This window comes from Arthrobacter sp. Leaf234 (assembly GCF_001422665.1).
In the GTDB taxonomy this organism is placed as follows: Bacteria; Actinomycetota; Actinomycetes; order Actinomycetales; family Micrococcaceae; genus Arthrobacter_D.
On record NZ_LMLU01000001.1, the window covers coordinates 26,244 to 38,381 of the forward strand.

Annotated in this window: 12 protein-coding genes and 1 tRNA gene; 7 read left to right on the forward strand and 6 right to left on the reverse strand. The window is 71.2% G+C overall.

All coding sequences use genetic code 11. The annotated features are described in order from the left end of the window. The first annotated feature begins 59 nt into the window (after positions 1-59). The gene (gene phoU / locus ASF21_RS00085) at positions 60-719 is read left to right on the forward strand and encodes a phosphate signaling complex protein PhoU (protein ID WP_055765144.1); all 660 of its coding nucleotides are present in this window, start codon (positions 60-62) and stop codon (positions 717-719) included. A 105-nt stretch (positions 720-824) separates the two neighbouring features. Here the strand turns inward: phoU and ASF21_RS00090 are convergent, their stop codons facing one another. Then, positions 825-1,571: a phosphoglyceromutase gene (locus ASF21_RS00090; protein WP_055765147.1), complete on the reverse strand. Its 747-nt coding sequence runs from the start codon at positions 1,569-1,571 to the stop codon at positions 825-827. A gap of 89 nt (positions 1,572-1,660) precedes the next feature. Between ASF21_RS00090 and ASF21_RS00095 the strand changes: the two genes are divergently transcribed. Then, positions 1,661-2,461 (forward strand): class I SAM-dependent methyltransferase, encoded by an 801-nt coding sequence (locus ASF21_RS00095; protein WP_055765151.1) that lies wholly within the window; start codon positions 1,661-1,663, stop codon positions 2,459-2,461. Positions 2,462-2,539: 78 nt separating this feature from the next. On the opposite strand, the gene ASF21_RS00100 is transcribed toward ASF21_RS00095, so the two are convergent. Together ASF21_RS00100 and ASF21_RS00105 are read right to left on the reverse strand one after the other, a co-directional pair. Then, complete coding sequence (locus ASF21_RS00100; RefSeq protein WP_055765154.1) at positions 2,540-2,869, reverse strand: DUF2516 family protein; 330 nt, start codon at positions 2,867-2,869, stop codon at positions 2,540-2,542. A 186-nt stretch (positions 2,870-3,055) separates the two neighbouring features. Next, positions 3,056-4,240 (reverse strand): trans-sulfuration enzyme family protein, encoded by a 1,185-nt coding sequence (locus tag ASF21_RS00105; protein WP_055765156.1) that lies wholly within the window; start codon positions 4,238-4,240, stop codon positions 3,056-3,058. 84 nt (positions 4,241-4,324) lie between these two features. Here ASF21_RS00105 and tmk point away from each other — a divergent pair, with 84 nt between their 5' ends. The 3 genes from tmk to ASF21_RS00120 are packed head-to-tail and all read left to right on the forward strand — an operon-like array spanning position 4,325 to position 7,784. Next, positions 4,325-4,972 carry a dTMP kinase gene (gene tmk, locus ASF21_RS00110; protein ID WP_235498535.1) on the forward strand — a complete coding sequence of 216 codons (648 nt, stop codon included), beginning with the start codon at positions 4,325-4,327 and terminating at the stop codon, positions 4,970-4,972. Continuing rightward, on the forward strand, positions 4,969-6,162 hold the full coding sequence (locus ASF21_RS00115; RefSeq protein WP_055765159.1) for a DNA polymerase III subunit delta': 1,194 nt from the start codon (positions 4,969-4,971) through the stop codon (positions 6,160-6,162). Before tmk ends, ASF21_RS00115 begins: the two co-directional genes overlap by 4 nt. Beyond that, positions 6,159-7,784 carry an alpha/beta hydrolase gene (locus tag ASF21_RS00120; protein WP_082471115.1) on the forward strand — a complete coding sequence of 542 codons (1,626 nt, stop codon included), beginning with the start codon at positions 6,159-6,161 and terminating at the stop codon, positions 7,782-7,784. Before ASF21_RS00115 ends, ASF21_RS00120 begins: the two co-directional genes overlap by 4 nt. Here the strand turns inward: ASF21_RS00120 and ASF21_RS00125 are convergent. Next, positions 7,739-8,485 (reverse strand): HAD family hydrolase, encoded by a 747-nt coding sequence (locus ASF21_RS00125; RefSeq protein WP_082471116.1) that lies wholly within the window; start codon positions 8,483-8,485, stop codon positions 7,739-7,741. The two genes, ASF21_RS00120 and ASF21_RS00125, sit on opposite strands and share 46 nt — an antisense overlap. Positions 8,486-8,704: 219 nt before the next feature. On the opposite strand from ASF21_RS00125, the gene ASF21_RS00130 reads away from it, so the two are divergent. Then, positions 8,705-8,780: transfer RNA gene (locus ASF21_RS00130), tRNA-Thr, on the forward strand. Between the two features lie 153 nt (positions 8,781-8,933). Here the strand turns inward: ASF21_RS00130 and ASF21_RS00135 are convergent. Together ASF21_RS00135 and ASF21_RS00140 are read right to left on the reverse strand one after the other, a co-directional pair. Next, a complete protein-coding gene (locus ASF21_RS00135; protein ID WP_055765162.1) occupies positions 8,934-9,176 on the reverse strand; it encodes a hypothetical protein in 243 nt (80 codons plus the stop codon). Positions 9,177-9,388: 212 nt separating this feature from the next. Beyond that, on the reverse strand, positions 9,389-10,228 hold the full coding sequence (locus ASF21_RS00140) for an aldo/keto reductase (protein ID WP_055765165.1): 840 nt from the start codon (positions 10,226-10,228) through the stop codon (positions 9,389-9,391). A 111-nt stretch (positions 10,229-10,339) separates the two neighbouring features. Between ASF21_RS00140 and ASF21_RS16640 the strand changes: the two genes are divergently transcribed. Then, positions 10,340-12,121: a sigma-70 family RNA polymerase sigma factor gene (locus ASF21_RS16640; protein ID WP_055765168.1), complete on the forward strand. Its 1,782-nt coding sequence runs from the start codon at positions 10,340-10,342 to the stop codon at positions 12,119-12,121. Positions 12,122-12,138: the final 17 nt, after the last annotated feature.

The following is a 12,138-nucleotide window of genomic DNA, read 5'->3' on the forward strand; positions in this document are numbered from 1 at the left end:
GCTCGGCGGCAGAACTGTGGATACGGTTGCAGTGCAAACTTCCAGGGAGGGACCCCTACGTGCGTAAGGTTTTTCAGGCCGAGCTCCACCAGATCGGCGAGGAGCTGATCGAGATTTCGCAACTGGTGTCCGAGGCCATCCGGAAGGCCAACAGCGCTTTCCGGGGAGCGGACACCGAACTGGCCCAGGAGGTCATCGCGGCGGACGCGCGGATCGACTTCCTGCAGAACGATCTCGACGAGCGCGCGATCGACATCCTGGCCCTGCAGGGCCCCGTGGCCTCCGATCTCCGCATGATCGTGGGAGCCCTGCGCATGAGCGCCTCCCTGGAGCGCATGGGTGACCTCGCCCGCCATGTGGCGCAGCTCGCCCGCCTGCGCTTCCCCGCGAACGTCATCCCCGAGAGCATCCGCGCCACCTTCGACGAGCTCGCCGACCTCGACGTGCAGATCGCGGACAAGGTGACCGAGCTGCTCGAGACGCGGAACCTGGAGCTGAGCAACGAGATCAACGCGGCCAACGCGCGCGTCAACGAGCTGCACGCGAGCGTCTTCCGCGCCGTGGCTGCCGAGGACTGGGCCGAGACCGCACCCACCACCGTGGACGTCACCCTCGCCAGCCGCTACTACGAGCGCTTCGCCGACCACGGTGTCTCCGTGGCGCGGAAGGTCACCTACCTGGTCACCGGCGAATGGCAGCCGAGCGCTCCGCTGACCTGATCCGCATCCGGCATGACAGGACGACGGCGGCCCCCGCAGGGACCGCCGTCGTTCTGGTTCTGCGACGACCGGTGGACGACCGGTGGGAGTCGCGCTCCCCCGCGGCTAGTGCTTGCCCTGGTTCGCGACGGCCTCGATGGCGGCAGCAGCCGCATCGGCGTCGAGGTAGGTGCCACCGGCCTTGACGGGCGTGAGGTCCTCGTCCAGCTCGTACACCAGCGGGATCCCCGTAGGGATGTTCAGTGCTGCGATGTCCTTGTCACTGATGCCGTCGAGGTGCTTCACCAGGGCGCGCAGCGAGTTGCCGTGCGCCGCGATGAGGACGGTCTTCCCGGCCCGGATGTCGACGGTGATGTCGGACTCCCAGTACGGCAGGAAGCGGTCGAGGACGTCCTTCAGGCATTCGGTGCGGGGGACGTCGTCGCCGAGGTCCGCGTAGCGGGGATCGCCGACCTGCGAGTACTCGCTGGAGTCCTCGAGCGCGGGCGGCGGGGTGTCGTAGGACCGACGCCACTCCATGAACTGCTCCTCACCGAATTCGGCGAGCGTCTGGGCCTTGTCCTTGCCCTGCAGTGCACCGTAGTGGCGCTCGTTCAGGCGCCAGTTGCGCTTGACGTCGATCCAGCTGCGGTCCGCGGCCTCGAGCGCGAGGTTGGCGGTGATGATGGCGCGCTTCTGCCGGGACGTGTAGACGACGTCCGGGAGGATACCGGCCTCGGTCAGCAGGTGGCCACCGCGGGTGGCCTCCTCGCGTCCCTTCTCCGTGAGGGCGACGTCCACCCACCCGGTGAAGAGGTTCTTCTCGTTCCATTCGCTCTGCCCGTGGCGCAGCAGGATCAGTGTGTAGGTCATGTCTCCTAGTCTGCCGTATCCACGTCAGCCGGGTCATGCCGGGAGCGGCCTGTTCCGCGAGTGTTAAGGCCGTGGCCTAGCCTTGACGGGTGCCACCGAGACGACCGCCGACCAGACCCCTCGGGACCATCACGCGCGGCACCACCAACCCGAACCGCCTGCGCCGGGTGGACCGCTGGCTCGCCGGCCCGCAGTCCTCCCGCCTGCGCCGGGCCGCTGATCCGCTCGTCGTCGACCTCGGCTACGGGGCTGCTCCCGTGACGGCCGTCGAGCTCTTCGCACGCCTGCGGGCGGTGCGCGACGACGTCGAGGTGATGGGCGTCGAGATCGACCCGGCGCGGGTGGCGGCGGCGGAACCGCTCGCGCGGCCGGGGCTCAGCTTCCGGCAGGGCGGCTTCGAGCTTCCCCTCGACGGACGCCGACCCGTGGTTGTGCGGGCCTTCAACGTGCTGCGCCAGTACGGGGAGGACGAGTACGCCGCCTACTGGGACGAGGTGCGGGGCCGGCTCGCGCCGGGAGGACTCCTCGTCGACGGGACGTGCGACGAGATCGGCCGGCGCGCCACCTGGGCTGCGGTCGAGGCCGACGGGCCGAGCACGCTGAGCATCTCGCTCAGGTTCGGCGCCTTCACCCTGCCCTCGGACGTCGCGGAGCGCCTCCCGAAGGCACTGATCCACCGGAACGTCGAGGGCGAGCGGGTGCACGCCTACCTGCGGGCGCTCGACAAGGCGTGGCTCGACGCGGCGGCGCTCGCGTCCTTCGGCCAGGCGCAGCGATGGCGGTCCATGTGCGCGTCCCTGAGGAGCGCGGGCTGGCCGCTGGTGGACGGTCCGGCGCGCTGGCGCCTGGGCGAGGTCACCGTGGCGTGGGACGCCGTCAAACCCGGCTGAGACGGACGGTGGACCGGGCCCGCCCTCCGCGCTCGGCTTTCCGGCCGGGAGACGCGATCGATCAGGGGAAGCTGCTCCCTACCAGGGGCCGTAGGGGCCGGAGTTGCCGCCGCGTCCGGAGGTCTGGCTGACAGCGGGCTTCACGTCCGCCAGGTACACGCACGCCGCGATGATCGCGACCAGTTGGAAGAGGTTGAAGCCCCCACGGCCGCCCAGGGCGGAGAGGAGGCCGACCACGACGGCGCCACCGGTGAGGGCGAGCCAGAAGCCCTTGGTGCGCTTGAAGGCGGCCTCGAAGGCCGTGCCGGGACGACGCACGCAGTCGGAGAGGGCCCACACCTCGATGCCCAGGGCGACGAAGCCGAGCGCGAGGTACAGGAAGTACTGGGTCTGGAGTACGAGGTCCACGCCCTCAGCTTAGCGGGCCGCCCCGTCCGTGGCGCACCGGCGACACCGACRGACACCGRCAGRCACCGACCGACACCGGCGCGTGCTGCGGATCAGACGACGGCGGACACCGACAGGCACCGACGGACACCGGCAGACACCGACCGACACCGGCGCGTGCTGCGGAYCMGACGACGGCTGGTCCGGTCAGAGGCCGCCGTCACGCCCGCCCGTGGCCCGGCGGAGTGCCTGCTCGAGGTCGGCCCACAGGTCCTCGGGGTTCTCGATGCCGACGGACAGCCGGACGAGGGCCTCGGGCACGGTCGCCGGCTCGGCGGGCTGGCGACGGCGGCGCTCCACGAGGGACTCCACGCCACCGAGGGAGGTCGCCGGGAGCCAGAGCCGCACCGCCTCCACCACGGCGTCCGCGGTGGCGACGTCGTCGAGCTCGATGCTGACGATCCCGCCGAAGCCGTTGAACTGGGCGGCGGCGCGCTCGTGTCCGGGATCCGAGGCGAGACCGGGATAGCGCACCCGGCGGACGGCCGGGTGGTCGGCGAGGTGCAGCGCGAGGAAGGCCGCCGTCGACTGGCTCCGCTCCATGCGCAGGGCGAGCGTCCGGAGTCCGCGGAGGGCCAGCCAGACCTCGAACGGCCCGGCGATCGCCCCGTGGAGGGTGCGGTGCGCCAGCAACCTCCCGCGCAGCGCCGCGTCGGACGTGGCGAGCGCCCCGAGGACGACGTCGGAGTGGCCCGCCAGCCACTTGGTCACCGAGTGCAGGACGACGTCGACCCCCGCTTCCAGCGGCCGGTGCACCATGGGCGTGTTGAAGGTGTTGTCCGCGACGACGAGGGCACCGTGGGCATGCGCCGCGTCCGTCAGGACGGCCAGGTCCGCGACCTCGAGCATGGGGTTGGTGGGACTCTCGAGCCAGAGCATCACCTGGCCGGCTTCGAAGCGGTGCGCGAGCGCGTCGAGCGTACCGAGCACCGCGTCCGTGTCCGCGATGTCCACGGCCAGCAACTCGAAGCGGCCCTGTGCCGCGAGGTCGCCGGCGAGGCTGATGGAGCCGGCGTAGGCGTGCCGCGGCATGACCACAGCTCCTCCGGTCGGCACGAGGGAGAGGGCTGCGGCAGCTGCGCCCAGTCCGGAGCCGAAGACGAGGGCCGGCAGGTCGGCTCCCTCGAGCGCCCCCAGGGCCTCCTCGAACGGATCCCAGGTGGGGCTGGAGCCCCGCGCGTAGATGCGGTCGCCGGGTTGCGGCGCCCGGGTCTCGTGGTAGGTCGTGGAGAGGACGATCGGCACGTTGACGGGTGCGTCGTGCTCCCGCGGCGGTCGTCCCGCCGCGACGGTCAGGGTGTCCGGGGCGAGGTCGGGGTGGTCGGTGGCCATGGACCCGAGCCTAGCGCCGCTCCGGTTCACCCCGGCACGCGTGACCCCGCCCGAAGGGTCGCTGCCACTCGGTAGGCTTGGCGCGTGACCTATCCCCTCCCGCACGGCCTGCCCGGCCTCTTCGTCGCGTTCGAGGGCGGCGACGGCGCCGGCAAGTCGACGCAGGCCTCGCTCCTCTGCACGGCGCTCGAGGAGGGCGGCCGGACCGTGGTCCGGACCCGCGAACCCGGCGGCACCCCGATCGGGGAGGAACTGCGGTCGCTGGTGCTCGAGCACGGCCACGGGGACATCGACGCGCGGACCGAGGCACTCATGTTCGCCGCATCCCGCGCCGCCCACGTGCAGCAGGTGATCGTGCCCGCCCTGGGCCGCGGCGACGTCGTCGTCTGCGACCGCTACATCGATTCCTCCGTCGCGTACCAGGGCGTGGGCCGGGGCCTCGGCGCCGATTCCGTCCTGGACCTGAATCTCTGGGCCACCGACGGCCTCCGCCCCGACCTCACGGTCCTCCTCGACGTGGATCCCGCGGAGGGACGCAGCCGGCGCACCGCCGGCACCGTCGCCGAGGACCGGCTCGAATCGGAGCCCGACGGCTTCCACGCCGCCATTCGCGACGCGTTCCTCGACCTCGCCCGCCAGGATCCCGGACGCTACCTGGTGCTGGCCGCCGCTGCTCGACCGGCGGACCTGCACGCGGCAGTCCTCGCTGCCCTCCCCCGGGCGGCGGCATGACCGCCGTGGCACACGCCCTGCCCTCGACCGGCGTCTGGGCGGAGCTGCGCGGCCAGGAACAGGTGGTGGAGCAGCTCCGCCGGGCCGCGCAGTCCGGAGCGCCCACCCACGCATGGCTCTTCACGGGGCCCCCCGGCTCCGGCCGGTCGAACGCCGCACGGGCCTTCGCCGCCGCTCTGCTGTGCGAGCGTGACCTGTTGGCCGAGCGCGGGTGCGGTACCTGCAAGGCGTGCCGCACGGTCCTGTCCGGGGCGCACGCCGACCTCACCAACGTCACGACGGAGAAGGTCACCATCAGCATCGACGAGGCCCGCGAACTCGTCCGGAAGGCGCAGGACAAGCCCTCCACCGGCCGGTGGCGGATCATCATCGTCGAGGACGCCGACCGCATGCAGGAGCGCAGCACCAACGTGCTCCTCAAGGCCATCGAAGAGCCGCCGCCGCGCACCATCTGGCTGCTGTGCGCGCCGAGTCCGGGCGACGTGCTCGTCACCATCCGCTCACGCTGCCGTTCCGTGGGTCTCCGGCTGCCACCCGTGCAGGACGTCGCGGAGTTGCTCGTGGCCCGGGACGGGATCGATCCCGTGATCGCCGAAGCAGCCGCGCGGGCCGCGCAGAGCCACATCGGGGTCGCCAAGCGGCTGGCGACGGACGACGGGGCGCGCGAGCGCCGCAACCAGATCGTCCGCCTTCCGCTGACGCTGCGCTCGGTCTCCGGCGCCATGCGGGCGGCCGCGGACCTCGTGCGCCTCGCCGAGGCGGAGGCGCAGAGCTCCTTCGAACAGCGCGACGCCGAGGAGCGGGCCTCGCTCCTCGCGACCCTGGGCGCTCCCGAATCAGGAACGCTGCCACCCTCGATGCGCGCACAGATCCGGCGCCTCGAGGAGGACCAGACGCGGCGGGCGAAGCGGTCGAAGAACGACTACTTCGACCGGGCCCTCACCGACCTCATCTCGTTCTACCGCGACGTCCTGATGCTGCAGGTCTCCAGCGGGCAGATGCTCGTCAACGAGCCCCTGCGCCCGGAACTGGAGGACTTCGCCCGGCGTGAAGGCCCCGAGGACACCCTCCAGCGACTCGAGGCGATCAACGAGGTGCGGACGCGACTGGTCAGCACGAACGTCTCACCCCTCCTCGCCATCGAGGCCATGACGGTGAGCCTCCTGTCCCGGAAGGACCTCGACCGATGACCCAGGATCCATCCCTGACCCGGCCCGTGACCCCGCCCGTGACCCCGCGCGGAATCGCGCCCGTGAGCCCTCCCGCCCGGCGCCGCCCGCCGTTCGCCCTCCTCGCCGGAGTCGCTGTCGTCCTCGGGCTGGCCGGCTGCACGCTGTCCTCCCCCTCCCAGACGTCCGCGGACGGCTCGGTCAGTGTCGAGACCGCCGATCCCGCCGCCATCGGGGACGTCCCCGAGGACCTGCGCAGCTTCTACGAGCAGGAGGTGCGCTGGGAGGACTGCGAGGAGGAGTTCTCCTGCGCGACCATCGAGGTCCCGCTCGACTACGCGGACCCGGGACGCGCGAGCATCGACATCTCGGCCATCCGCGCGGACGCGACGGGTGACGCCCAGGGCACGCTCCTCGTCAACCCGGGTGGACCCGGGGGATCAGGCGTGGCCATCGTCCGGGATTCCCTGGACTACGTGGCGAGCGAGCGGCTGCGGGAGGACTACGACATCCTCGGCTTCGATCCCCGCGGCGTGGGCCGCTCGACCCCCGTGCGCTGCTACGACGCCGCCGAGCAGGACGCAGCCCGCCAGGAGTCCTACCCGGTCGACGCCTCGGACGACGAACTACTCGCACTGCTCACCGCCGAGGCGAAGGAGTTCGCCGACCTCTGCGCCGAGCGGACGGGCGAGGTGCTCGGCCACGTCGACACCGGGTCGGCCGCACGCGACATGGACATCCTGCGCGCCCTCGTCAGCGATCCGACACTGACCTACCTCGGCTTCTCCTACGGGACCCAGCTCGGTGCCACCTACGCCGAGCTCTTCCCCGGGCGCGCAGGGCGGCTGGTGCTCGACGGGGCCATCGACCCCTCGCTCAGCAACGAGGAGATCACGCTCGGTCAGGCCGACGGCTTCGAGAAGGCGGTCCGCGCCTACGTGGCGGACTGCCAGCAGGGCGCGGAGTGCCCCTACAGCGGGTCGGTGGACGACGGCGTCCGGCAGATCCAGGAGTTGTTCGCCGCCGTGGAGCGGGAGCCCATGACGGCGGACGACGGACGGCTGGTACCGGTCTCGACGTTCGTCCAGGGCTTCATCCTGCCGCTGTACGACAACGGGAACTGGCCGACGCTCACGCAGGCCGTGACCGACGCCCTCGACGGCGACCCCTCCGCCATGCTGTATCTGGCGGATCTGTCCGCGGAGCGACGCCCGGACGGCACCTACGCCTCGAACTCCACCGCGGCGTTCCTCGCCGTGAACTGCCTCGACTACCCCATGACGAGCGACCCCGCGGAGATGAAGGCCGACGAGCAGCGGCTCATCGAGGCGTCCCCGACCTTCGGCCGCTTCCTGGCCTACGGTGGCGTCACCTGTGCGCCCTGGACGTACCCGCCCGTCGCCGAACCCGCCCCTCTCAGGGCTCCCGGCGCCGATCCGATCCTCGTCATCGGCACCACCGGCGATCCGGCGACGCCCTACGCGTGGTCCACGGCCCTCGCGGACCAGCTCGAATCCGGCGTGCACGTCACCTGGGAGGGTGAGGGCCACACCGCCTACGGCAGGTCGAACGACTGCATCCTCGATCTCGTGGACGACTACTTCATCGACGGGACGGTGCCGGCGGACGGTGTGCGGTGCTGATCGGAGGCTGCCGCACCGCCTGACTGCAGCCACTGCGGCAGCCCGCACATGGAGGGCAGGACGGCGTCGGCGCCCGCCCGGCGCAGCTCCGGCTCGCTGTGCGCGCCCGTGAGGACACCGATGACCGCACCGGCGCCGGCGCGCCTGCCGGCGATCAGGTCCGACGTCGTGTCCCCCGCCACCAGGACCGACCGGACGTCCTCGATGTCGAGGGCGAGCACCGCCGTGAGGATGATGTCGGGATAGGGCCGTCCGCGGCCGGCGTCGGAGGGGCAGAGGCTGAGATCGGCGAGTCCCATCCAGCCCAGCGACGCCAGGATCATGTTCTGCGTATGGCGTCCGAAACCGGTGGCCAGGCAGATCTTCAGGCCCGCGTCACGCAGGGCGAGGATCGCCTCCTCGGCGCCCGGGATGGGCTGCACCCCGTGCCGGGCCAGCAGGGTGTCGTACACCTGCTCGAAGGTCCGGTTGACGTCGAGCGCCGTGGGCGTGTCGGCGAAGAGGTGGCGGAAGACGAGTTCCTTCGAGGTGCCCATGGTGCGGCGGGCATACGCCGTCATCGAGGTGAAGGCTTCCGTGCCCTGGGCGACACCGTGGGAGGTCAGGGCCCGGGTGAACGCCTCCTCCTGCAGGGCGCCCTCGTCGACGGTGGTCCCCGCCATGTCGATCACTGCGAGGGTGAATGGGCGGTCCTGCGTCATGCGGCGTCCCCTTTGCCGGCCGAGCCCGTTCCGGTCTCGGTGACGGGTAGGAGCCACGCTTCGCGACAGGGCTGGCCCGCCAGGAAACGGGAAGCGGCGCAGGCGTGAACGGGAGACGAATTCGCGTCAGGTCCGGCCATTTTGACCACGAGCGGGACCTGCCTATAAAGTTGTGGCTTGTGGATCGGCGTCGGGCTCAGCCCCGGACCGGGAAGCATTGCCTCCTTAGCTCAGTCGGTAGAGCGTCTCACTCGTAATGAGAAGGTCGCCAGTTCGACTCTGGCAGGAGGCTCCAGCAGAAGCCCCGGACGGTTCGCCGCCGGGGCTTTTCCGTGTCCCGTGGCCGTTCGGAGCCCCGGGGTCCGATGACGACGACGGCGGACACCGAAGCAGCCGCCGTCGTCCCCGTCCCGTAAGGGATCGGCATCAAGGGCCTCCCCGAGGTCGATCAGCGCATGGCCGGGCCCGACTCGGAGGACGTGGTGAGCTCCCCGAGGAACCGATGGCACGTCGCGGCGCGCTCGGAGTCCTGGGCCATGACCTGCTCGAAGAACTCGGCGATGTCGTCGCGGCCGGCGTTGCGGGCGTCACGGACGTACTGGCCGTAGTCATGCCCCGCCTTCAACGAGTGATATTGCAGCGAGATCAGGTCGAACGAGACGTCGTCGAATCCGGTTTCTCCGGTAGCCATCAGGCACCTCCATGTAGGGGATGAACAGGTGCAGGAAACGCTAGGTCGCGCTCCGTGGGGGCGGCAACGACGATTCGCGGGCCCACGGGTTCCGCCTGCGCGGGAGCGGTCTGCTAAGGGCGCCGCGGCGTCACACCCGCGGCCCGGAACGACGAGAGCCGCCCGGCGCTGCCGGGCGGCTCTGAAGATCCTGCCAGGATCCCGAGTGGGGATCAGGCGAAGTCGGACGTCGCGGGGTCGGCTCCGATGCGGCCTTCCGCACCCTTGTCGAGGGCGTTGATGGCCTCGACGTCCTCGTCCTCGAGCGTCACGTCGAGGGACTCCCAGTTCTCGATGATGCGCGACTCGGTCACCGACTTGGGGATGACCACGTTCCCGAGCGCGAGGTGCCAGGCGAGGACCACCTGGGCGGGGGAGGCGTTGCGCTTCTGCGCGATGTCCTGCAGGACGGCGTCGTCGAGCAGTCCCTTACCGGAACCGATGGGCGACCACGACTCGTGGAGGATGCCCTTCTCGGCCTCGAACGCGCGCAACTCCGCTTGGTTGAGGTAGGGGTGCGTCTCCACCTGGTTGATGACGGGCACCACGCCGGTGGCGTCGATGATCTCGGTGAGGGCCTCGACCGTGAAGTTCGAGACACCGATGCTCTTCACACGACCCTGCTTCTGCAGTTCGATGAAGGCCTTCCAGGTGTCGAGGTACTTGCCCTGCTGGGGCTGCAGCCAGTGGATGAGGTAGAGGTCCAGCGTCTCGAGGCCGAGGCGCTCCATGGACGCGTCGAACGCCTTGAGCGTGCTGTCGTAGCCCTGATCCGCGTTCCACAGCTTGGTGGTGATGAACATGTCGTCGTGGCTGAGCCCCGATGCCGCGATCGCACGGCCCACGCCGGCTTCGTTCCCGTAGATCTTCGCCGTGTCGATGTGGCGGTAGCCGGCCTTGAAGGCCTTGCCCACGACGTCCTCGGCGACGTTGTCCTCGACCTGCCATACGCCGTAGCCGAGCTGCGGGATGGTGTGGCCGTCGTTGAACGTAAGGTGTGGTGATGTAGTCATACAGGCGGGAACCACCCGCTGCGCCGGATTATTTCTGTTTCACCTGACAACTATCAGTCTGCGTGGCATGTCGCCGCTCGCGGCCGGGGCGCAGGCGGCCGGACGACGGGGGTGGATCTGCTGGACGAGACGTCCCTGCACGACGCCGCCTACCGCTACGCCTTCCGTCGCTCGCTCTCGGTGCGCCTTGCCTCGTCTGCCGCCCACGAGGCCACCGGTCACCTCCCGCCGCCGTCGCCCGGGTGGCCTGCGCTCCCGGCGCCTCCCGTGCTGCCGGACGTGGACGACGGACGGGACGACCGACGGGGCGACGTGCTGGGCGACGTCCTGGTCGCGGCGAGGTCGGCACTGGAACGCTTCCTTCCGCCTGACCTGCCGCCCCGCGTCCCGGACGATCCGGACCTGAGGTCCGCCCTGTCGGCGCTCCGGCCGGACGAGCGGGAGTTCCTCCTGCTCCGGCACTGGGACGGCCTCGAACCCGCCGAGGCTGCGCGTGCCACCGGTCAGGCCGTCGACCAGCTGCGGATCGTCGAGGACGCCGTCGCGCGGCGGTTGGCCGGCACGGAGGAGCCCCACCCTGCGGAAGGGCTCCCGGCTGTGGGGAACGACCGTCCGGGACCGCGACGGGGTACGGGTGGGACCGACGGACCGGGCGCTGCGCCGGATACTCCGCTGCACACGGCCCGGCCCGGCCCTGATCCGCTCACCGAGCGGTTACGGCGGGCTGATCCTGCAACGACCGTCACCGAGGCGCAGCTCGACGCGAGCCGGCCCCTGCCCGCACCACGGATGCCCCCGCCCGGCCCGTCAGCAGGCCGGGGCGTCCCACCTGCCGGACACGACCTCCGCGAGCGGCCGGAGCAGTCCGGCAGCGAACCTCGCCGCCACGACGTCGACGACGAGGACGGGCTGTTCACCGCCCGGGACACCCGCGTCGGTGTCCCGAGGCCCGGAGTGCACGGCGCCCGGGCCGGCCGGGTGCCGACCGCCGTCGGTGCGGCGTGCCTGCTCGCGCTCGTCGCGGTCCTCGCCAGCGTGATCGTTCCGCGCCCTCCCTCCGGTCCGTCGGAAGGCGTCGAGCGCCTGTACGGCCTGGCGGACGTCGTCGCGATCGTCTCCGACGCGGCAGTCGAACCGACCACGGTGGACGGCGACGTGCGGATCCTCCAGGCCTCCGTGGTGGTGCAGATCGTCAAGGGCGAGGCCGACGGCGACGTCCTGACCGTCGACGTGACCGGACGGAGCACCCTCGAGCGCCCCTACAGCAGGAACTTCTTCCCTCCGCACCAGCTCCTCTTCCTGGTGCGCGACGGCGACGGGGTGCTCTCCCCGATCGAGGGGGAGGGCTCGGTGCTGACCCTCGTCGATCGGCGGTCGCCCGAGGCCACGACGGTCTCCGGGGACCCTGCACCGCTGCCGCCGGAACTGCGCGATGCCATCGACACGCTCCCCGCGCCGGAGCTTGCCCTGGCGACGAGCGGCGTGGAGCCGGGTGGGCTCGATCCCGCGGACATCGTCGGCATCCTTCCCGCGGAGGGGCGCTCTGCGCAGAATCTGCCCGCGAACCAGCTTGGGACGTTCCGGATGGCTGCCAACGGCGGCAGGGCCTGCGTGTGGTTCGAGTTCAACGGTCGCTCAGTGGTGCTCCGCTGGCCCGAGGGCTTCTCCGCGTACGAGCGCGAGGAGGTTCTGTCCTACCCCGACGGCGATCCGCGGGTCGGGCGGCGCGTCCTGACCGTCCTCAACGAGCGCGGCTACCCGTACGTGGACGAGAACAGGCCGACCCCGTACATCCGCGGTGTGGCCACCGGTGAACGGGCCACGTGCGGCGGCAAGGAGCTCGATGTGTGGGACATAGCGGCCGGACCGGGCAGCACGCTGCTCTTCTACTGAGCGGCGGGACCATGCGC